General features: G+C 66.7%; 7 protein-coding genes and 3 pseudogenes. 9 read left to right on the forward strand and 1 reads right to left on the reverse strand.

Going from position 1 to position 23,639, the window contains the following annotated elements; all coding sequences use genetic code 11:
* Positions 1 to 252: 252 nt before the first annotated feature.
* The 9 genes and pseudogenes from OHB12_RS36215 to OHB12_RS09515 form a co-directional block, all read left to right on the forward strand.
* Positions 253 to 10,212 (forward strand): annotated as a pseudogene (locus OHB12_RS36215) (amino acid adenylation domain-containing protein); the annotation flags it as partial.
* Positions 10,213 to 10,290: 78 nt separating this feature from the next.
* A pseudogene (locus OHB12_RS36220) lies at positions 10,291 to 13,491 on the forward strand (amino acid adenylation domain-containing protein); the annotation flags it as partial.
* 48 nt (positions 13,492 to 13,539) lie between these two features.
* Positions 13,540 to 17,469: pseudogene (locus tag OHB12_RS36225) on the forward strand (amino acid adenylation domain-containing protein); the annotation flags it as partial.
* Positions 17,466 to 18,140: a DUF6875 domain-containing protein gene (locus tag OHB12_RS09490; protein ID WP_327118136.1), complete on the forward strand. Its 675-nt coding sequence runs from the start codon at positions 17,466 to 17,468 to the stop codon at positions 18,138 to 18,140. The pseudogene OHB12_RS36225 and the gene OHB12_RS09490, both read left to right, overlap by 4 nt.
* A 147-nt stretch (positions 18,141 to 18,287) precedes the next feature.
* A complete protein-coding gene (locus OHB12_RS09495; RefSeq protein WP_327118138.1) occupies positions 18,288 to 19,001 on the forward strand; it encodes an endonuclease/exonuclease/phosphatase family protein in 714 nt (237 codons plus the stop codon).
* A gap of 71 nt (positions 19,002 to 19,072) precedes the next feature.
* Positions 19,073 to 19,774: a formylglycine-generating enzyme family protein gene (locus tag OHB12_RS09500; protein WP_327118140.1), complete on the forward strand. Its 702-nt coding sequence runs from the start codon at positions 19,073 to 19,075 to the stop codon at positions 19,772 to 19,774.
* A gap of 150 nt (positions 19,775 to 19,924) precedes the next feature.
* Entirely contained in the window at positions 19,925 to 20,509 is a 585-nt protein-coding gene (locus OHB12_RS09505) for a hypothetical protein (protein ID WP_327118142.1), read from the forward strand.
* 304 nt (positions 20,510 to 20,813) lie between these two features.
* Complete coding sequence (locus tag OHB12_RS09510; RefSeq protein ID WP_327118144.1) at positions 20,814 to 21,398, forward strand: copper chaperone PCu(A)C; 585 nt, start codon at positions 20,814 to 20,816, stop codon at positions 21,396 to 21,398.
* The gene (locus OHB12_RS09515) at positions 21,391 to 22,596 is read left to right on the forward strand and encodes a Dyp-type peroxidase (RefSeq protein ID WP_327118145.1); all 1,206 of its coding nucleotides are present in this window, start codon (positions 21,391 to 21,393) and stop codon (positions 22,594 to 22,596) included. The genes OHB12_RS09510 and OHB12_RS09515 overlap by 8 nt, the downstream gene beginning before the upstream one ends.
* A 9-nt stretch (positions 22,597 to 22,605) precedes the next feature.
* Here the strand turns inward: OHB12_RS09515 and OHB12_RS09520 are convergent, their stop codons facing one another.
* The gene (locus tag OHB12_RS09520) at positions 22,606 to 23,637 is read right to left on the reverse strand and encodes an amidohydrolase family protein (protein ID WP_327118146.1); all 1,032 of its coding nucleotides are present in this window, start codon (positions 23,635 to 23,637) and stop codon (positions 22,606 to 22,608) included.
* Between the last annotated feature and the right edge of the window lie 2 nt (positions 23,638 to 23,639).

Below are 23,639 nucleotides of genomic sequence, written 5' to 3' on the forward strand. Positions count from 1 at the left end.
GACCGACGGCCGATCGCGGGTATCAGGCGCGGAAACAAGGACATCGAGGTTTCGAGTCCGGGCGGATGATTTCAGAATCAAAACAGGGTAGCTATTCGGTTGCCCGATGCACCTCAGCGATCCACTTCTAGATGTCGAATATCACTTTCGTGAATGAGAAAATTCCCCGGCGAGAATCGTGGATCGGGGTGTACACAAACGAACCAGTCGGCTTACACTGATCGTGGTCGGGTCTGGAGGCAAAGGCAAGTGATGACCGTTCCGCGACCGCAGCTCCATCCCGATCGGGGGTTGGACGCCGCACCGGACGTGTCAGCAACACAGCCAGTGCCGCTGTCTGCCGGGCAGCGGGGGCTGTGGCTGGCACAGCAGTTTCGTCCGGACGTACCGATATGTGAGGCGCAGTACATCGAGTTGCGTGGGGATCTGGATGTCGATCTGCTGCGTAAGACGACGATTCAAGCAGGTCTCGAGTTCCAGTCGGGGTACTTGCGGCTGGTAGAGCTCGACGGTGAGCCGCACCAGTTGTTCGACCCGTCGCTGGAATCGGCGGGGCCAGTGATCGATATGCGTGCCGAACCCGATTCCATGGCGGCGGCCTTGCAGTGGATGCATCGGGAGTACACCGCACCGTTGAATATGACCCGGGACCGGTTGGTCGCATCGGCGATTGTGCAGGTCGGGGATCGGCATTTCCTGTTGTACAGCAGGATTCACCATGTCGCCTTGGACGGCTACGCCGCGATGACGATAGTGAATCGGATAGCCGCGCTGTACACGGCTGCGGTGCAGGGGCGGACAGCAGAGCCGAGCCGGGCAGCGGACCTGCGCACTCTTTACGAGGCCGACCGCAGCTATCGGGAGTCGCAGCGGTTCACCAACGACAAGGCGTACTGGGTGAACAGGCTCACCGATCTCGGGGAAGAATCCAGCCTGGTCGCCGGGTACGCGCCCCCGCGTGCGGACAGCGTGGTCGCCATCGCCGAACTGTCGACGGTGACGGTAGGGCGGATCACTGATTCCGCGAAAGCGTTCGACGCGAGCCCGGCCGCGGTGGTGATCGCCGCATTCGGATGCTATCTGGCGCGAATGACCGGCCGGGACGACGTCCTTGTCAATATTCCGATGTCTGGTCGCACCACCGCCGTACTGCGTCGGTCCGGAGGAGTGTTCGTCAATCTCGCGCCACTCCCGGTCGCGCTCGGTACCGGGGACACGGTCGCCACGCTGACGCGGCGCGTGCAGTCCGATCTGGTGGGCGCGTTGCGACACCAGCGATGCGACCTCACCGACATTCGCGCCGCCGCAGGAGGCAACGGCAACGGTCAGCGGCTTTTCGCAGGCCCGATGGTGAATGCCATGTTCTTCTCCCAGGAGATCCGGTTCGGGTCGATGACCGGAGAGTTCCATATCCTCAGCTCCGGGCCGGTCGAGGATTTGCTGGTGGACCTGTATCAGACCGGAGACCCGCCACGGACGATCCTCCACTTCATGGCCAATCCGACTCTCTATACCGGCCCCGAACTGTCTGCGCACCACACCAGATTCGTGGAATTCCTCGACGCGTTCGCCGCCGCACCGGGCACCGATCTCGGGCAGGTCCACCCCGACAGCGTCCGCGACGGCGCCCGGATCCGGCGCCGCCGCGAGAACCTGGCGTTCTGGCAGGCCACGCTCGCGGACCTTCCCGAAGAACTTCGTTTGCCGGTTGACCGGCCGCGGCCTGCCGTGGCGTCGAATCGGGGTGCCACCACCCATTACATGGTGGATGCTGAGTTGATCCGGGCGCTGGAAGGGTTCGCGCGGCAACATAATTCGTCACTGTTCATGGTGATCCACGGCACCCTGTCAGTCCTGCTCGCCCGGTTGAGCGGCACCACCGACATCCCGATCGGCACACCGATCGCCGGGCGCGGCGCAGCCGCACTCGACGACACGATCGGCATGTTCGTCAACACTCTGGTGCTGCGAACCGACATCGATCCCGACGAACCGTTCACCGACCTGCTCACCCGGATCAGACAGATCGACCTGGACGCCTTCGGACACGCTGACGTCCCGTTCGAACAACTGGTGGACCAACTCGCCCCGCAGCGGTCCCAGGCCCGCCACCCACTGTTCCAGGTGATGCTTGCATTCCAGAACCTGGAACCGGTGAAACTCGAACTACCCGGCCTCGACGTGTCGGTGCTCGATCTCCCCAACGAAGTGTCCCGCTTCGACCTACAGCTCATGCTGTCGGACAACCACGACAGCGGCGATATGACGGTAGCGGTCACCTACGCCACAGACCTGTTCGACGCCACGACAATCGACTCCCTCACACACCGGTGGATTCGGATACTCGAGTCGGTAGCCGCCGACCCAACACTTCCGGTCGGGACGATCGAGATACTCGAGCCCGCCGAACGAACCGATCTACTGACACGCGCAGGCCCACCCACAACAGTGCCGCCCACCACACTGGCCGACCTACTGACCACAGCAGCCACACAGAACCCCGACGCCACCGCGATCGTCTTCGACACGCGACAACTGAGCTACCGAGAACTGGACGAACGTTCAAACCACTTGGCGCGCCTGCTCATCCAACGAGGCATCGGCCCGGAAGACGTCGTCGCCATCGCCATACCACGCTCCCCCGAGTCCGTACTCGCAGTATGGGCAGTCACCAAAACAGGAGCGGCTTTCCTGCCGATCGACCCGACCTACCCCACCGAACGCATCACCCACATCACGACCGACTCCACAACAGCCATCGGCCTGACCACCACCTCCCTACCCACACAGCTACCCGACACCATCAACTGGCTGACACTCGACAACCTCGACGAAGCCGACAACCGCCCGGTCACCGACCGTGACCGAGTACGCCCACTGCGGCCGCAACACCCGGCTTACCTGATCTATACCTCCGGCTCAACGGGTGTGCCGAAGGGCGTGACCGTGACGCACGCCGGGTTGGCCGCGCTCAGTTCCGAACAGCGGGAACGCTATGCGGTGACTGCGGTTTCGCGGGCCCTGCATTTCGCGTCGCCGAGCTTCGATGCCTCGGTCTGGGAGTTGCTGCTTGCGGTGGGTGCCTGCGCCACGATGGTGATCGTCGTGCCCGGCACCTACGGTGGCGCGGCGCTGGCCGAGTTGCTGCGCCGTGAGCGGGTGACCCATGCGGTGATCACGCCGGCGGCGTTGACTTCGGTGGATCCGGTCGGGCTCGACAACTTGCGGGTCGTCGTTGCTGCCGGTGACGTTTGCCCGCCGGAACTGGTGCGGCGCTGGATGGCCGACGGTCGTGAGTTCTTTAATGCTTACGGCCCGACCGAGGCCACGATCATGGCCAACCAGAGCACTCCGTTGGCGGCGGGTGCGCTGGTCACGATCGGTGGCCCGATTCGCGGTGTCTCGGAATGGGTATTGGATCAGCGGCTGCAACCCGTACCAGTCGGCGTGGCAGGTGAGTTGTATATCGCAGGTCCGCTACTGGCCCGCGGATACCATCACCGGGCGGGCCTGACGGCCGAGCGTTTTGTAGCGTGCCCTTGGATGCCCGGTGGGCGGATGTACCGTACCGGTGACGTGGTCCGGTGGACAGCCGACGGAGCGGTCCAGCATCTCGGCCGTTCCGACTTCCAGGTGAAGATTCGTGGTCTTCGTATCGAACTCGGCGAGATCGATACGACACTCGCCACCCACGAGACTGTCGGTTTCGCCACCACCATCGGCCACCGCAACGGTTCCGGGACCGAGTCCCTGGTCTCGTATGTCGTTGCCGCGCCTGACCGCTCGATCGATACCACGACCCTGACCGAGCACCTCACCAACCGGTTACCGTCCTACATGGTCCCGTCCTCGATCATGGTGCTGGACCGCATCCCGTTGACACCGGTCGGCAAACTCGACCGCAAAGCACTACCGGATCCGATATTCACCGACAACAAGGCGTTCCGGGCACCCGAGACACCGATCGAACACATGATCGCCACATCGTTCGCCGATGTATTAGGTATCGACACGGTCGGTCTCGACGATTCATTCTTCGCCCTCGGGGGCGACAGCTTGGGCGCGATCCGGGTTGCCGCGCGACTCGGGGCAGCGCTGGATACCGAGATTCCGGTCCAGCTGTTGTTCGAGGCACCCACGGTGGCGGAGATCGCGCCCCGTATTGAGCGGCATGCCGGTACGGGGCGGCGACGCCCACCCCTGATCGCCGGGCCCCGTCCCGATCTGGTGCCGTTGGCACCAGCCCAGCAGCGGATGTGGTTCTTCAACCAGTACGACACCAGTTCCGGGGCATACAATATTCCGATCGCCATCCGGCTACGTGGCGAGTTGAACGTCGACGCCGTGCGATCGGCCATGGTTGACGTGCTGCGCAGACACGAGTCTTTACGAACGCGGTACCCGGATCATGACGGGACGCTGATCCAGCTGATCGAACCCGCCGACGACATAGACCACGACCTGACCCCGGTACCGGTTCCGCCGAGCCAGTTGGTCGCAATGTTGACCGAATTCGTCACCGCAGGCTTCGATGTGAGCACCGAGGTTCCGGTGCGTGCTCGGTTGTTCCGCGTTACCGGCGGCGAGGAACCTGAATACGTGTTGGCCCTGGTGGTGCACCACATCGCCGCGGACGGCTTCTCCATGACTCCGCTGGCCCGCGACGTGACGACTGCGTACGCCACACGGATCTGCGGAGAAGTCCCGTCGTGGACGCCGCTACCTGTCCAGTACGCGGACTACGCACTGTGGCAACAAGCTGCCCTCGGCTCGCCCGACGATCCGGAATCGCTGTGCGCCCGGCAGATCCGATATTGGACCGAGACTCTGGACGGAGTTGCCGAAGAACTTCGTTTGCCGGTTGACCGGCCGCGGCCTGCCGTGGCGTCGAATCGGGGTGCCACCACCCATTACATGGTGGATGCTGAGTTGATCCGGGCGCTGGAAGGGTTCGCGCGGCAACATAATTCGTCACTGTTCATGGTGATCCACGGCACCCTGTCAGTCCTGCTCGCCCGGTTGAGCGGCACCACCGACATCCCGATCGGCACACCGATCGCCGGGCGCGGCGCAGCCGCACTCGACGACACGATCGGCATGTTCGTCAACACTCTGGTGCTGCGAACCGACATCGATCCCGACGAACCGTTCACCGACCTGCTCACCCGGATCAGACAGATCGACCTGGACGCCTTCGGACACGCTGACGTCCCGTTCGAACAACTGGTGGACCAACTCGCCCCGCAGCGGTCCCAGGCCCGCCACCCACTGTTCCAGGTGATGCTTGCATTCCAGAACCTGGAACCGGTGAAACTCGAACTACCCGGCCTCGACGTGTCGGTGCTCGATCTCCCCAACGAAGTGTCCCGCTTCGACCTACAGCTCATGCTGTCGGACAACCACGACAGCGGCGATATGACGGTAGCGGTCACCTACGCCACAGACCTGTTCGACGCCACGACAATCGACTCCCTCACACACCGGTGGATTCGGATACTCGAGTCGGTAGCCGCCGACCCAACACTTCCGGTCGGGACGATCGAGATACTCGAGCCCGCCGAACGAACCGATCTACTGACACGCGCAGGCCCACCCACAACAGTGCCGCCCACCACACTGGCCGACCTACTGACCACAGCAGCCACACAGAACCCCGACGCCACCGCGATCGTCTTCGACACGCGACAACTGAGCTACCGAGAACTGGACGAACGTTCAAACCACTTGGCGCGCCTGCTCATCCAACGAGGCATCGGCCCGGAAGACGTCGTCGCCATCGCCATACCACGCTCCCCCGAGTCCGTACTCGCAGTATGGGCAGTCACCAAAACAGGAGCGGCTTTCCTGCCGATCGACCCGACCTACCCCACCGAACGCATCACCCACATCACGACCGACTCCACAACAGCCATCGGCCTGACCACCACCTCCCTACCCACACAGCTACCCGACACCATCAACTGGCTGACACTCGACAACCTCGACGAAGCCGACAACCGCCCGGTCACCGACCGTGACCGAGTACGCCCGCTGCGCATCGACGACATCGCCTACGTCATCTACACCTCCGGCTCGACCGGGCTACCCAAGGGCGTCGCGGTCACCCACCGCGGACTCTGCAACTGCGCCACCGAGCAACGGATTGCCATGCGCATCGAATCTGATTCTCGTACTTTGCATTCAGCTTCGCCGAGCTTCGACGTGTCGGTACTGGAATTGCTGTCGGCGCTGTCCGCGGGCGCGACCATGGTCATCGCACCCAGCGACGTCTACGGCGGCGACGAACTCGGCGAATTGCTCGACCGCGAGCAGGTCAGCCACGTCTTCATCACACCTGCCGCGTTGTCCACCATCGACCATGCCCGTTGGCCGCTACCGGATTTGGGATATTTGGTAATCGGTGGCGAGGACTACAGCACCGAGCTGGTCGAGCGCTGGAGCGGCGGCCCCGACATATTCAACGAGTATGGCCCGACCGAGGCCACGATCATGGCCAACCAGAGCACTCCGTTGGTGGCGGGTGCGCTGGTCACGATCGGTGGCCCGATTCGCGGTGTCTCGGAATGGGTGCTGGATCAACGGCTGCAACCCGTACCAGTCGGCGTCGCAGGTGAGTTGTACATCGCGGGCCCCCTACTCGCCCGCGGATACCACCACCGGCCAGGCCCGACCGCCGAGCGATTCACAGCATGCCCCTGGATACCAGGAGCACGCATGTACCGCACCGGGGACATGGTCCGATGGACAACCGACGGAACGATCCAACATCTCGGCCGATCCGACTTCCAGGTCAAGATTCGTGGCCTCCGCATCGAACTCGGCGAGATCGATGCCACCCTCGCCACCCACGAGACCGTCGGTTTCGCCACCACCATCGGCCACCACAACGACTCCGGCGCCCAGTCGCTGGTCTCGTATGTCGTTGCCGCACCCGGCAGCTCGATCGACACCACAACCCTGACCGAACACCTCACCGACCGGCTACCGTCCTACATGGTCCCCTCCTCGATCATGGTGCTGGACCGCATCCCACTGACACCGGTCGGCAAACTCGACCGCAAAGCACTACCAGAGCCGATATTCACCGACAACAAACCCTTCCGAGCACCCACGACACCGATCGAACACACCATCGCCACATCATTCGCCGACGTATTAGGTATCGACACAGTCGGTCTCGACGACTCGTTCTTCGCCCTCGGGGGCGACAGCATCATGTCGATCCAGTTGGTGACTCGGGCCAGGGCGGCGGGGGTGGTGTTCTCGGCGCGCGAGGTGTTCGAACGCAAAACGGTTGCCGGGCTGACCCAGATCGCCGTCTACGACGACAGCGCCGCGGCGACCTCCCTTCTCCCGGAACTGCCTGGCGGGGGTGTGGGGCCGATACCGCTGACCCCGATCATGCGATGGCTGCTCGAGCGGGCGGAGTCGGGGGTCGGCCGCTTCTCGCAGGCAGTGCTGCTCGGTCTACCTGCGGGGATCGACCAGCAGACACTGGCGGGCACGGTGCAGGCAGTGCTCGATCGGCACGACATGCTGCGCGCGCGGCTGCGCCCGGCCGCCGATGGGAGCTGGACGTGGGAGGTCCTGCCGGTCGGGGCGATTCGAGCCGACGACGTCATCCACCGGGTGGCGATGGCGGGGAAGCCGGGAAGCGTCGAGTTCCGTGCGTCAGCCGCGGCAGAGTTGGATGCCGCCGCTGACCGTCTCGATCCGGGCGCCGGGATCGTGGTGCAGGCGGTCTGGTTCGACCCGCAAGACGCGGCGGAGCCGGGCAGGGTGCTGATGCTGGTGCACCATACGGCGATCGACGGGGTGTCCTGGCGGGTGCTGGTTCCGGACCTCGCGTCCGCTTGGGCGCGGATCGAGTCCGGCCAGCCACCCGATCTGGCCCCGGTCGGGACATCGATGCGCAGGTGGGCGCACGGGCTGGTCGAGGCTGCCCAACGCCAGGAGCGGGCCGCCGAGCTCGACTTGTGGCAAGCGATGGCCATCGCGGGCGATCCGGTAATCGGGTCGCGGCCACTCGACCCCGCGATCGACGTGGCTGCCACCACCCGCACGGTCGAGGTCGAAGTGTCCCCCGAGGTGACCGAGGCGCTGCTGACGACAGTTCCCGAGGTGTTCCACGGCAGTGTGGGCGATGGACTGCTGGCCGCGCTGGCGGTGGCGGTGACGAAGTGGCAGCGCGAGCATGCGACGGAGGCCTCCCGCGGCCCTCTCACGGACGTGGTGATCGGTCTCGAAGGGCACGGCCGTGAGGAAGGCGCCGTCCCGGGCTCGGATCTGACCCGGACAGTCGGCTGGTTCTCCACGAGTTCTCCGATACGCCTTGATCTGTCGGGCATCGATCTCGACGACGCGTGCGCGGGTGGGCCTGCTATCGGGGTAGCGGTCAAGTCCGTCAAGGAACAACTCCTCGCAGTCCCGGACCATGGGATCGGCTACGGCTTGCTGCGGTATCTCAACGAGGACACCGGACCGATACTCGGGACTCTTCCGACGCCGCAGATCGGGTTCAACTACCTCGGTCGCGTCTCCACGGGGATTCCCGAAGGGATGCCGGCGGTCGGATGGATGCCGGTGGACGACGATGGTGACCTCTCTGGTGTCGAGTTCGCCGGTGCGCGGAATCCGGATATGCCGGTGTCGGCGGCGCTCGACATCAATGCCCTCACCCGCGACGACGGGGGCCTGCCGCGGTTGCGGGCGATCTGGTCGTATCCCGCTGGGGTGCTCACCGCCGACGAGGTGCGCGCGGTGGCGGAGTCGTGGTGCCGGGTATTGACCGCGTTGGCGACCCATGCGCGCCGTACCGGGGCGGGGGGACGTACGCCGTCGGATCTGGATCTGGTCAGCCTCGAGCAGTCCGAGATCGAGCGCTTGGAGGACAGGTATCCGGCGTTGAGCGACGTCTGGCCATTGACTCCGTTGCAGCAGGGGTTGCTGTTCCATGCGCTGGTGGCCGAGGAGTCGGTGGATGCCTATCTGGTTCAGCTGGTCCTCGAGCTGCGTGGACAGGTAGATCCGAAGCGGCTGCGCCGAGCCGGGCAGATGCTTCTCAACCGCCATGCGAATCTGCGCGCCGCGTTCGTCACCGAGGCCGGACCGGTTCAGGTGGTCTGTGAAGACCTCGACGCGCCATGGTCGGAGCTCGATCTGTCCGGGCTGGATGCGGGTGCACGGAATGGCGAGTGGGATCGACTGATGGCCACGGACCGCACGACCCGGTTCGACCCGGCTCGTGCCCCGCTGCTGCGCTGGATGCTGGTCACCATGGGGCCGGAGCACTACCGGCTGGTGCTGACCAATCATCATCTGCTGCTGGACGGCTGGTCGACGCCGCTGCTGGTGAAGGAGTTGCTGGTGCTCTATGCCACCGACGGCGACGCCTCGATGCTGCCTCGTGTCCGTCCCTATCGGGACTTCTTGGCGTGGATCGCCGGGCAGGACCCGGCTGCGTCGCTGGCGGCCTGGGCCCGCGCGTTCGACGGCGCCGACGAGCCGACCGTGGTGGCTCCGGCGGATCCCCGCCGCCGATACACCGAATCACGTGATGTGTTCGGCGAACTGACCGAGGAACAGACCGCGGCCCTGACAGACCTCGCACGGGCACGCGGAGTCACCCTCAACACCGTGATCCAGATGGCATGGGCGATCGTGCTGGGCACGTTGACATCCAGGGAGGACGTCACGTTCGGGGCAATGGTCTCCGGGCGGCCCCCGCAGATCGCGGGCATCGAATCGATGATCGGGCTGTTCGTCAACACGCTGCCGGTGCGCGTCCGTCTCGACACGACCGAGAGTCTGGGGCAGCTCGTCGACCGGATCCAGGCAGAGCAGGCCGCGCTGCTCGATTGCCACTACGTGGGTCTGACCGACATCGAGCGTGCGGCCGGGCCGGGGACGGTGTTCGACACGATGACGGTGTTCGAGTCCTATCCGGTCGATCGTGGTGGACTGACCGCGGACACCGATATCGCCGGCATGCGGGTGGTCGACGTGACCGGCACCGACGCCGCGCACTACCCGCTGGGAGTGGTCGCGCATGTCGACACGCGACTGCACCTCACAATCAAGTACCTGCCCGAACTCTTCGACCACGACACGATGGATGCGACCCTGTATCGGGTCCTGCACGTGCTCAGCGCCGTTGCCGCCGACCCTGATCTACCGCTGGCCCGACTGGATCTGCTCTCGCCCGCGGAATACCAGGAGTTGACGCCGGTATCGGGTGATCCGGCAGTGCCGGGGCGGGTGTTGCCCGAGTTGTTGGCGGCGACGGTGGCGAAAGATCCTGGTTCGGTCGCGGTGGTGTGCGGGGACCGCCGGTGGACGTACGGCGAGCTGGATGCGGAGTCGAATCGGTTGGCACGCGTGTTGATCGGTCGGGGCGTGGGGCCGGAAGCTGGTGTCGCGGTGGGGTTGCCGCGGTCGGTCGAGTCGGTGCTGGCGGTATGGGCGGTGGCGAAGTCGGGGGCAGCGTTCGTGCCGGTGGACCCCAAGTACCCGGCCGGCCGCGTCGCGCACATGCTCGACGATTCGGGTGTGGCGGTGGGAATCACACTGTCGGAGTGGCGCGATCGGCTCCCAGGGTCGGTGCAGTGGTTGCTCCTCGACGAGTCGGCGGTCGAAGCGGAGGTTGCGGGGTCGCCGGCGGTGCCGGTGACCGATGCGGAGCGAACACTGCCGGTGCGGGGCGACCATGTGGCGTACGTGATCTACACGTCCGGGTCGACGGGTGTGCCGAAGGGGGTGATGGTTTCGCATCAGGGGTTGGCGAATCTGGTGGCCGAACAATGTTCGCGGTTCGGCATCGGGCCGGGCGCGCGGGTGCTGCATGTCGCGTCTCCTAGTTTCGATGCGGCGGTCCTGGAATATCTCTGGGCGTTCGCGACGGGTGGGCAGCTGGTGATTGCGCCGCCGACCGTCTACGGCGGGATCGAGCTGGCACAGATCCTGTTGCGGGAGAAGGTGTCTCATGCCGCGATGACGCCCGCGGCCTTGGCGACGGTCGATCCGGCCGGGCTCAGGGACCTCGGGACCGTCGTGGTCGGCGGCGAGGCGCCCCCACCGGAATTGGTGTCGCGGTGGGCGCCGGGCCGGAGATTGTTCAACACCTACGGCCCCGCCGAGGCCACGATCCAGACCGATGCCGGTGCACCGATGGTGGCAGGTGAGGCGGTGGTGACCGGTAGCCCGCTCCGCGGGGTCGCGCAGGTCGTGCTCGACGCGCGGCTGCGACCGGTGCCGGTCGGAGTCGTGGGCGAGTTGTATCTTGCGGGTCCGGGTCTGGCCCGTGGGTACCGCAACCGGGTGGGTTTGACGGCGTCGCGGTTCGTCGCCGATCCGTTCGCTGGGCCGGGGCAGCGGATGTATCGGACCGGGGACCTGGTGCGGTGGCTGCGGTTATCGGAGGGGGGATTAACGCTCGACTATGTGGGCCGGACGGATTTCCAGGTGAAGATTCGTGGTTTCCGTATCGAGCTCGGCGAGGTCGAATCGACCCTGCTGGCCTGTGCAGGTGTGGCGCGTGCGGTGGCGACCGTGCACCGGGGTGTGACCACCGGCAACCGGTTGATCGGGTACGTGGTGCCCGAGTCCGGTGCGGACCTCGACACAGCCGCGGTCCTCGCGTTCGCCGGGGAGCGGTTGGCCCCGCACATGGTGCCCGCGACCGTGGTGGTGCTCGACGCGCTGCCGGTGACGGCAAACGGCAAGCTCGACCGCAGCGCGCTACCCGAGCCGGACTTCACCGCGCGCACCGAATCCCGGGCACCGGCCACCGAGATGGAGACGGTGCTGGCGAAACTGTTCGCGGAGGTGCTTGGACTCGACCAGGTGGGGGCGGAGGATTCGTTCTTCGCGCTCGGCGGTGACAGCATCATGTCGATCCAGCTGGTGACTCGGGCCAGGGCGGCGGGGGTGGTGTTCTCCACACGCGACGTGTTCGACCGCAAAACGGTCGCCGGGCTGGCACAGATCGCCGTCCGCGACAGCACCGCGGCAACCACCTTGCCGACGGAACTGCCGGGCGGGGGCGTTGGGCCGATACCGGTGACCCCGATCATGTGTTGGATGTTCGAGCGCGGCGGCTTCGACCGTTTCTGCCAGTGGGTCATGCTCACTCTGCCGACCGGCATCGACACGACCGGGATCAGTGCGACCGTCCAAGCGGTGATCGATCACCACGACATGCTGCGGGCCCGACTACACCCGGAACCCACGCACAGGTCGGGCTGGGCACTCCAGGTACAGCCGACCGCGGGATCCGCCGCCGGACTGATCCGGCGCGTGCCGGTGGACGCGGCACCGGACAGCGACGCCTTCGCCGCGATCGCCGACGCCGAGGCGAACGCGGCCGCCGAGCGCCTCGACCCCGCCGCGGGAGTCATGCTGCAACTGGTCTGGTTCGACTGGCCCGGACAGCAGGGAAGGTTGCTCGTCGTCGCGCATCACTTGGTAATCGACGGCGTGTCGTGGCGGATCCTTGTTCCCGACCTCGCTGCCGCATGGGCCCAGGTGAGTGCCGGCCAACGGCCGCGGCTCGCGCGTGTCGGTACCTCGATGCGACGCTGGGCGCATGCTCTGAACACCGCCGCGGGGAACCTCGACGAACTCGACTGGTGGCGGTCCACGCTCAGCGCTGCCGATCCACCGATCGGTGCCCGCCCGGTCGACCCAGCCGTGGACGTGCAGGCTACCGTCGCCAGTGTCGAGGTGACGCTGCCTACCACGGTGACCCAGGCCGTACTGACCACCCTGCCCCGGGCGTTCCACGGCAACGTGGACGACGCCCTCATCGCTGGGCTCGCCCTGGCGCTGACTCGGTGGCGGCGCCGCCACGGCCACACCGTTGATGAGACGCTGCTCACCCTCGAAAGCCACGGCCGCCACGACACGGTGCTGCCCGGTGCCGACCTCACCCGCACCGTCGGATGGTTCACCACCACCTACCCGGTCCGGCTCGACCTGGCCGACATCGACATCGACGACGCGTTCGCCGCCGGGGCTGCCGCCGGAGCGGTCATCAAATCGGTCAAGGAACAACTCCGACAGGTCCCCGGCAATGGGATCGGCTATGGGTTGCTGCGGTACCTCGACGCCGATACCGCCCGCATTCTGGGTGCGTTGCCCGCTCCTCAGGTGAGCTTCAACTATCTCGGCCGGTTCGACACCATTCCGGAAGCGTTGCGCGACAGCGGGTGGATGCCCGCCGGCGGCGACACCAGCGGCGGCGGTGTGCAGAACCCCGACGCGTCCGTAGCAGCCCTGCTCGGCGTCAACGCGGTCACCATGGACACATCGGACGGGCCTACCCTTACCGCCGCCTGGGATTACCCGACCGGTCTGCTCACCTCCGCCGAGGTCACCGAGCTCGCGGAACTGTGGCGCGACGCCGTGACGGCTCTGGCCGCCCACGCGTCCCGGCCCGGTATCGGCGGGCTGACTCCCTCCGACGTCGGCCTCGTCGACCTCGACCAGGACACGATCGACCGGCTCGAGACCCGACACCCGACACTCGACGACATCTGGCCGCTCACGCCGCTGCAGAAGGGATTGCTATTCCACGCCCAGCTCGCCGACGGCACCCTTGATGCCTACATCGTGCAACTCTGTATGGAACTCGGCGGGCGCGTCGACGCGGACCGGCTGCGCCGCGCCGCGCAGACACTCGTCGGACGGCACCCGAACCTGCGGACCGCGTTCGTGCGCGACGGCGCCAGCGCAGCGGTCCAGGTGGTGCACCAGCGCGTCGAGGTGCCGTTCACCCGGATCGACCTGGCCGAGTGCGTCGACACCGCGGCCACGCTCGAACAGCTCATGGACACCGACCGCCGCACCCGCTTCGACGTGACCGCGGCGCCGCTGCTGCGACTGACGCTGATCAGCACCGCCCCCCAGCGGCACCGACTGCTGTTGAGCATGCATCACATCCTGATAGACGGCTGGTCCACGCCACTGCTGATCCGGGAACTGCTGACCCTCTACGCCTGCGACAGCGACCCCACGGCACTAGCCCCGGTGCGTCCCTACCGCGACTACCTGACGTGGCTGGACAGCCAGGACCAGGATGCGGCGGAGGCGTCATGGGCACGGACACTCGAGGGCACAGCGGAGCCGACTCTGCTGGCGCCCGCGGACCGCGGCCGCCAGCAAACCACCGCCGCGCGCGAAGTCCGGGTGCGGTTGAGCGAACACCGCACCGCGGCCCTTGTCACGGTGGCCCACCAGCAAGAGACCACCCTCAACACCCTCATCCAAGCCGCCTGGGCGATCGTGCTCGCCACTGTGACCGCCCGCGAGGACGTAGTTTTCGGCACCACCGTCTCCGGGCGCCCCCCACAGATCTCCGGCATCGAATCGATGATCGGGCTGTTCGTCAACACCGTGCCTGTGCGGGTCCGGCTCGACCACCGCGAAAGCCTCGCCCAACTGCTACGGCGAATCCACACCGAGCAAGCCACGCTGCTCGACTATCACCACCTGGGACTCGCCCGCATCCAACAGATGGCCGGTCCGGGCGCGATGTTCGACACCGTGACGGTCTTCGAGTCCTACCCGATCGACTCGACGGGGCTGTCCGAAGACACCGACATCGCAGGAATGCATGTCCTCGACGTGCACGGCCGTGACGCCGCGCACTATCCGCTCGGCCTGGTCATCCAGCACGACACCCGACTGCACCTGACTTTCAAATACCTGCCCGAACTGTTCACACGGCACCAGATCGACGCCATTGCCGACCGAGTGCGGCGCGTGCTCGACACCATCGTCGAAGACATCGACCTGCCCCTCAACCGACTACAGCTGCTATCGCCGGTCGAGCGAGCAGCGCTGGTACCCGTGCACGGTCCTCCCGGCGAGGCGATGTCGGTGTTGCCGCAGGTGTTGACGGCCGCGATGACGCTGGACACCGAAGCGGTGGTATGCAGCGGCACACGACTGTCCTACCGCGAACTCGAGGAAACCTCGAACCGGTGGGCGCGGGTATTGATCAATGCCGGGATAGGACCGGAATCGTTCGTGGCCGTGGCGTTGCCGCGCTCCATCGAGGCCATGATCGCCGTATGGGCGGTCGCCAAGACCGGCGGCGCGTTCGTTCAAATCGACCCCGCCCATCCGCACGACCGGATCACCAGCATTCTGACCGATTCCGGTGCCGCCGTCGGGCTGACACTGGGGGCCCACCGAGACCAGCTACCGGACACCGCCAGATGGCTCGTCCTCGACGACCCCTCCTTCGCCGCGGCGACAGCGTCGGCGTCCCCTGCCGCGGTCACCGACGCCGAACGCACAACCACGCTGCGACCGCAGCACCCGGCGTACCTGATCTACACCTCGGGCTCCACCGGGACCCCGAAAGGGGTCGTGGTCACCCACACCGGGATAGCGAACCTGGCCGCCGACATACGGGAACGGTTCGGCCTCACCCCGACCTCCCGAATGCTGGCGGCTGCCGCACCGAGCTTCGACGTCTCGATCCTCGAATGGCTCAGCGCCGCCGCCGCCGGAGCCACCCTGGTTCTCGCCCCTCCACCAGTAGTCGGCGGCCCCGAACTGGCCGGGGTGATCAACACCGAACGCGTCACCCATGCCGCGATGACCCCGACAGTGCTCGCATCGATGCACCCCGACGGACTCGTCGACACCCTCGGCACCCTGGTCCTCGGCGGCGAGACATGCCCACCAGACCTGGCAGCACAGTGGGCACCGGGCCGCACAGTGATCAGCTGCTACGGGGCTACCGAAACCACGATCACGAGCTGCGCGGACACTCCCTCGACCACGATCACAGACAGCCCGATGGCAATCGGGGGCCCGGTCCGCGGATTCACCGCCGTCGTACTCGACCGCAGACTGCGCCCCGTCCCACCCGGAGTAGTGGGCGAACTGTATCTGTCCGGACCAGGCCTGGCCCGCGGCTACCACAAGCAACCCGTGACGACAGCAGCCCGATTCGTCCCCGACCCGTACGGGCCGGCCGGAACACGGATGTATCGCACCGGCGACTTGGTCGCCTGGACCGCCGACCGAACACTGCACTACAAAGGCCGCAGTGACCGACAACTCGAGATCCAGGGCAACCGCGTCGAACCCGGCGAGATCGAAGCCACGCTACGCAGCTACCCGGACGTCACCCACGCAGCCGTCACAGTCCACACCCGACCCAATGGAATCAACCAACTCACCGGCTACGTCGTACCCACCCCCGACACCACACCCGACACCACCGCACTGATCACCCACCTCGCAACCCGACTACCCGCCCACATGATCCCGTCCTCGATCATGGTGCTGGACCGAATCCCTCGCACCGCCACCGGCAAACTCGACTACAAAGCCCTACCCCCACCCGACCGGCGTCCCGCCCGCTTCCGGGCACCGTCCACGCCACTCGAGGCCACCGTCTGCGACGCCTTCACCCAGACCCTCGACATCGATCGTGCCGGTGTCGACGACGGCTTCTTCACTCTCGGCGGCAACTCGCTGGCTGCCACCCAACTGGTGGCGCGGCTGGCGGAGTCGACCGGTGTCGACGTGCCGCTTCCGTGGATCTTCACCGACCCGACACCGCAGTCGCTGGCCCGCCGCATCGACACCCGACTCCGCGGCCTCGATGAGCAGGACCCCGATGACGCACTCTCGGTCATGCTCCCGCTGCGCGCTGCCGGAACCGGCCCGCCACTGTTCTGCGTCCATCCAGCCATCGGATTGGCTTGGGGTTTCAGCGGACTCGTGCAGCACCTCGACCCCGACCGTCCCGTCCACGGGCTGCAATCCCCTGCGCTGACCGACCCCACCGCACGGTTCGACACGCTCGACCAACTCGCCGCCCGCTACGTCCGGGAGATCCGGTCCGTCCAGCCGCACGGCCCTTACCATTTGCTCGGCTACTCGCTCGGCGGCACCATCGCCCACGCGATCGCCGTCCAACTCCGCAGCGAAGGCGACCCTGTCGCCACCCTGGCCATGATGGACACCCGCGTCGTCACCGCCCGCAGCGTCCGCGCTCCCACGCCGACCATCGCGGACGTGCTCGCCGAGTTCGGCGGCCTCGCCGTTCCGCAGGACCCCGCCGACCTCACCATGGAGACCGTTGCCGAGTTACTGCACCGGCAAGGCGGACTCTTCACCGCCGTGACCCCCGAACATCTCGTGATCCTGCAGGACGACTACACCCGGCTCGTCGACCTCACCTGGAACCACCGGCCGGCATCCTTCGACGGTGACCTGATCTACTTCAGCGCCACCACCGGCCACGCAGACGACGGCGCCTCTCCCGCTCTGGCATGGAACGACCACGTCACCGGCCGCATCACCGAACACCACATTCCCACCCGGCACGAACGGATGACCGACCCCGACGCACTCCGCGCCATCGGACACGTTCTCACCGAGCACTTCCGCGACACCCTCACCCCCGCACCGGAGCCCCCCACCTCAGCAAGGACAAGCCGATCATGAACACCGACCGAATCGTCGGGACACGCTCGGGCGTCGAGCCAGCCAACCTATTCGACCCCGACCCGGCAACTCGTATCGCCGCGCACCCCCATGCTGCCGAACTACGCCGGTGGACTCGCGAATACCTCTGCCGACCCCACCCGGATCTCGGCCGACGCGGCCCTGTCTGCCCCTACACCAGCCACGCCATCGCAGGCCGATACCTGTGGGCCGCATTCTTCGATGGTCGCGACATCGACGCTCGGCGCATCACCGCAATCGTCGACGACGTGTACGACCTGTTCCCCGCCCTGCCACCCCGTGACCCACCCGATTCTCTGTTCAAGGCCGTCCTCGCGGTCTTTCCCGACCTCACCGAATACGCCGATATCGACACTGTTCAACATGACCAGAAAACCCGGTTCGTCGACAAAGGACTGATGCTCGGCCAGTTCTATCCGGGTTGCACCACTCCCGGACTGCACAACCCGGCATTCCCGGCACTCGACGCGCCTCTGCCTATCCTTGCCGTACGCCACATGGCCCCCACCGACTTCCCATTCCTCAAATCTCGCCACGAATGGATCGACACCTACTTCAAAATCTTTGCCCCCACGATCCCCGGGTTCATCACCACAGCCATGTCCGACAGACTCGTACAAACGCCCGACGCCCCGGAAGGATCTCCTTGAGGTCGAGTCCGGCCACCGCAACCGAGCCGGTCTCGGCGACAGCAGCGTCCGCGAGGTCGAACGCAGGCATCCGAGAGATGGCGGCCTCACCGTACGGCCGTACAGCTCAGTGCGATCAGCGGAAATGAGTGTCCTACCATCGCGAAGGTGATCACAGTCGCCACTTGGAACGTTCTGCATCGTGTCCACGCCGAGAATTGGTATGAGGACGTGGCAGCTCGATGGCCGGACGAGGGCGCGCGGATCGCCGCGGTCACCGCGCGGGTGACAGAACGGACCGAGCAGGTTATCGCGCTGCAGGAAGTCAGCGGGGATCAGTTGGCCAGCCTGCGACTGGCATTGCCGGATCGGACCTTTCAGGCCATGCGGTATCAGCGTCTTCCGACTCCGCGCCGCGTACCGAGTTCCCTGCTCGACGGCGGTGAATACCTCGTGGTGCTCACCGACGAGCCGAGCAGGGAACTCGAAGCGGAGTCGTTCGCGCAGGACCCCGGCAAGGGCGCGCTCGTCGTCGACGCCGCCGGGCTCGTCGTGATCGCCACCCATGTGACCGGCGACCGGCGACGCGCCGCCCAATTCGCCCGGCTGACCGAACTGGTAAGCGCCACAACGGCACACGCCACCGTCCTGCTCGGCGACTTCAACACCGACCGCGCTTCCGTCGCCGCCGGTCTCGGCGACGGTTTCGTCGTGGCCGAGGGCGTCACCGGCGGACTCCCGACCCGCCCACGCGAGTCCGGTGCGAAGTCTCAGCACATCGATCACGTGGCCGTCCGCGGCGCCCACATCACCGATCTGACCGTCGACGACATGGGCGGGGTATCGGACCACAACCTCGTCCACGCGGCCGTCACCGTGTGAATCGCCCACCATCGAGCAGACCACGGCGGCCACCGCGGCGCACACGGCGGGCTCGGTAGGCTTGCCGCGACATGAGCGTTGAACCGACACCGGCCCAGGTGGTCTCCGTCCGCATGATCGGCCTCCCCGCCGGGGAGATCGTGCTGCGCGACGAAAGCAAGAAGACGAATCGACCGGTCGAGGTGGCCGCGTTCGACCTGGCGCCCTACCCCGTGACCCACGAACTCTTCGCCGCGGTAGGCGGCGCCGCGCCGACTGACGCCGCGGCCATCAGCACACCGGTAACCGATGTCTCGTGGACCGAGGCCGTCCGGTTCTGCAACCTCCTCTCCGACGCCGCCGGGCTCAACCGCTGCTACACGATCGGTGCTGATCTCGACGCGCGAGACGTGGTCTGCGACCACGCAGCCGACGGCTACCGCCTCCCCTCCGAGGCCGAATGGGAATACGCCTGTCGCGCGGGCACTTCCGACGTGCGGTACGGGGATCTCGACGAAATCGCCTGGTACCGGGATAATTCTGGCGGTGCCGTGCAGGACGTGGCCACCAAAGCGCCGAACGCATGGGGGCTCTACGACATGATCGGCAATGTCTGGGAATGGTGCTGGGATGTCTACGATCCCGAGGTCTACGGTCCGTACCGGGTGTTCCGCGGCGGCGGTGCGTTCGACCTACCCCGCAGCTGCCGCGCCTCGTGCCGTCGTAAAAGTCACCCGACCTTCCGCATCGACGACCTCGGGTTCCGTCTGGCCCGAAGCCGTCCCGGGCGATAGCAGCATGCCGCCGCGTTCAGAGCGGTGCCGAATCGGCCATGCGGTTCGCCGCGCTCGGGCAGTGCGCGCTCGATCGACCGTAACCGGGAAACACAGTCGCACATTCGATCCGGCGCGGACGGCTACTACGACAGCCAGTAGTATGGACCGGTGCGAAATCCGATCGACGTGGCGGCGCGGCTGCGCGGCGCGTTCGTCGGATCAGCGTCCGGTGCCATGAGCATCGCCGCGCACGCCCTCGGCGGCGGAGCGTTCTCCCCTGGTGCGTCCTCGACCGCATTGCTGATCGCCGCATGTACCGCGGTGGGGGTGCTGGTTGCTGCCCGACCGAACCGGCACCGGCCCGGCGAGGTCATGGCGATGCTGGCGATCGGGCAGACCGTCGCGCACATCGCGCTGACCCTGTCCGCCGGACATCAGCACGACGCGGGCACGCCGACGGTGCTGCTCGGTGCCCACCTCACGGCCGTCCCGGTCGGCGCACTGCTCATCCGAACCGCCGAACACGCGGCGCTGCGGGCGGCGTCCGACCTGCGGCGCACGGTGCGAATCCTGTCCGACGGTCCCACCGCGTTCCTCCGGATCTGCTCGCCCGCGATCGGCCGCCCTCGCCCGGGTCCGCGGCGCCTGCTGGTCTGTTCGGGCTTCGGCCTACGGGGCCCACCGACCCGGCACCGACCTTCTTCCTGTCATCCGCGAACACCGGCTGCCCCTGCCGCGCGGAACTTTTCGTAGTCCGGGCCACGCACGGATCGCTCCACTGTGGATCGCCGATGCCCGCCCGGACCGCGCCCGCGTCGTTCAAGTGCGGAGATCGACCTGCCACCGTGCCGCGGGAAGACCTTGCTGGACTTCACAACATCGCCGCAGATCGGCGATCCTGTCACGACGCCTCGGGGTGTACCACCGCGATCAGGCCCGCGCACGCCGAGCGGTCCGAAGGAACGTCCGGCTGTCCGACGAGCCGGGACCGCTCGGACCACTGTCCGGACACCACCCTCGCGACCGAACCAACAAACCTCACATAATCGGAGCTTGCATGCGTATCACCACTTTTCCATCGCCCCGCGCGGGTTCGCGCACCTCTCGCGTCCTGCGCGGCGCGGCAGCCGCCGCAGCGGTGCCCTTCCTCCTGGTCGCCTGCTCGTCGAACGACAAGCCGGATACCTCGAAGTCCGCGGACGCGGTGACCATCACCGACCAGTGGGTCAAGGCGGCCGACAGCGGAATGTCGGCCGCGTTCGGCGATCTGAGCAATGGCAGCGACACACCGCGCACGGTGGTGTCGGCATCAAGCCCCGCCTCCAGCCGCATCGAGTTGCACGAGGTGGTCGCCGACGCGAACGGAACGAAAGCAATGCGCCCCAAGCCGGGCGGCTTCGTGATCCCCGCACACGGCACGACCCGGCTGCGGCCAGGCGGCGACCACATCATGTTCATGGGTTTGAACGGACCGCTGCGCACGGGATCCGAAACGCCGGTCACACTCACCTTCGATGACGGCTCGACCACGACGTTCACCGCCCAGGTGCGCGACTTCTCCGGCAACCAGGAGAACTACGTGCCCGACCACGCGAGCGGCGAGCACGGCACCGGAGCGCAGACCCCCGCGCACAGTGGCTGAGCAGACCGGACCTCGACCTGCACGGATCAACCGGCGACGTCTGCTCGGCGGCGGTACCGCCGCTGCGGGCGCTGCGGGCATCGGGCTGGGCGCGGTCACGCTGACCGGACGGCACGAATCCGGAACGTCACAGGCGACGGTGCCGTTCTACGGACCGCACCAGGCGGGCGTCGCCACCGCCCCGCAGTCGCACGCGGCCTTCGTCGCGTTCGATCTGAGGTCGGGCACGGACCGCGACGACCTCGTCGGCGTGCTGAAGATCTGGACCGACGACGCCGCCAGGCTCACCCAGGGTCGCCCCGCGCTCGCGGATACCGAACCCGAGCTCACGCGGCGCCCGGCTCGGCTGACGGTCACACTGGGCCTCGGACCCGCCGCGTTCACAGTTGCGGGCCTCGAGCACCGCAGGCCGTCCTGGTTGCGCGCGTTGCCGCCATTCGACATCGATCGGCTCGAACCGGCCTGGACCGGCGGCGACCTGCTGCTGCAGGTCTGCGCCGACGAGGCGACCTCGGTGTCGCACGCGGTACGTGTGCTGTGCCGGAGTGTGTCCTCGCTGGTCACCGTGCGATGGATGCAGCGCGGGTTCCGCGACGCCGCCCCGGGAACGACGCCGCGCAATCTGATGGGTCAGGTCGACGGCACCGTGAATCTCACGCCCGATACCCCGGATTTCGCCCGCCTGGTGTGGGACGACGGCAGTGTCCAGTCGTGGTTGGCGGGCGGCACCTCGTGTGTGCTGCGGCGGATCGCGATGGCTCTGGACACCTGGGACGAAATCGACCGAGAGGGACGGGAACTCACCATTGGACGCACCCTCGCCAACGGTGCGCCCCTGACGGGGGCGGATGAGTTCGACGAGCCGGATTTCGCGGCGGCCGACGCGACCGGCATCCCGATCATCCCGCAGTCCTCGCACATCGCACGTGCCCATCACGCACACGACGGCGAACGGTTTCTGCGACGGGGCTACAACTACGACGACGCACCGGCACCCGGCCGGACCTCGAACTCGGGTCTGCTCTTCGCCGCCTATCAACGCGACGTGGACGCCCAGTTCCTCCCGATCCAGCGCCGCCTCGCGGAGTTCGACGCGCTCAACGTGTGGACGACACCGATCGGGTCCGCGGTGTTCGTCCTCCCGCCCGGGGTGTCGGCGCCGGGAGGTTACCTCGGGCAGTCGCTGTTCGAGGCCTGACGACCTCGATCAACGGTCCGCGACAGCCCGCGCGATTGCCTGGAACACCTGCTGTCGAACTCGCCGCCTCGCCCGGGTCAGCGGTGACGACTCGGGCGACGACGATGCGACCCCGAACCTGGAAAACAACGCCGTCGCATTCGACCGCTCGATACCACGGCGGGTGTTCGCGTCGACGTCCCGGTAGCTGTCGAGTCCGGCGTTGAAATAGTGGACCGCCGGTTCAGGGGCGAACGGCCAGTCGCTGCCGTAGAGGACGTGGCCCGGTTCGGCGAACGCGAGCAGCGTCGGCAACGACGCCGCACTCGAAGACAGCGCGGTGTCGAAGTAGAACCCGGCGAAGTCGTCGAGGATGTCGACCGGGCTGCGACCCGTTTGGGTGAAGATGCTCAAGGCCATGCGGTGCGAGGCATAAGGTACGAATCCACCGGCGTGGCTGAGAATGAAGCGGATCTTCGGGTATCGACGACGAATACCATTTCGAACCAGCAGATATGCCGCCCTGGTCGTGTCGAGGAGGAAGTCGGCGGCGAAGGGTGGAACGCCGGGCACGGCCGGCGAAGGCAGCTCAGCGGGATGGACGAGTGCGACGGCCGACCGCTCATCGAGGACACCGAACAGCTCGTCCTGACCTTCTTCCCCCAGGTAGGTGCCGCGGGAGTTGCCGAGCAGGACAACACCGTCGGCATGGAGTACGTCGAGGGCTCGTTCGGCCTCGACGGCGGACGCGGTCACGTCGGGCAGCGGGACGGTGGCGAAGAATCCGAACCGGCCGGAATCATTACCGGCCAGCTCAGCCGCGTAGTCGTTGACCGAACGGGCAAGCGCCGCTGCTTCGCCAGATTCTGTCAGGAAAGTCGTGCCGGGAGTCGAGACCGACAGAACGGCCGAGGCGATACCTGCCTCCGCCATGAACCGCCGCGCCGCATCCGCACTCCACTCGGGCAGGTCGCGCCCACCAGCCGCGGTGATGCCATGCGTTCGCAAGGCTTCGCGATAATCCGGCGGGATCAGGTGTTGATGCACGTCGATACGGTCCATCG

Origin of the sequence: Nocardia sp. NBC_01730 (assembly GCF_035920445.1) — a bacterium.
GTDB lineage: Bacteria > Actinomycetota > Actinomycetes > Mycobacteriales > Mycobacteriaceae > Nocardia.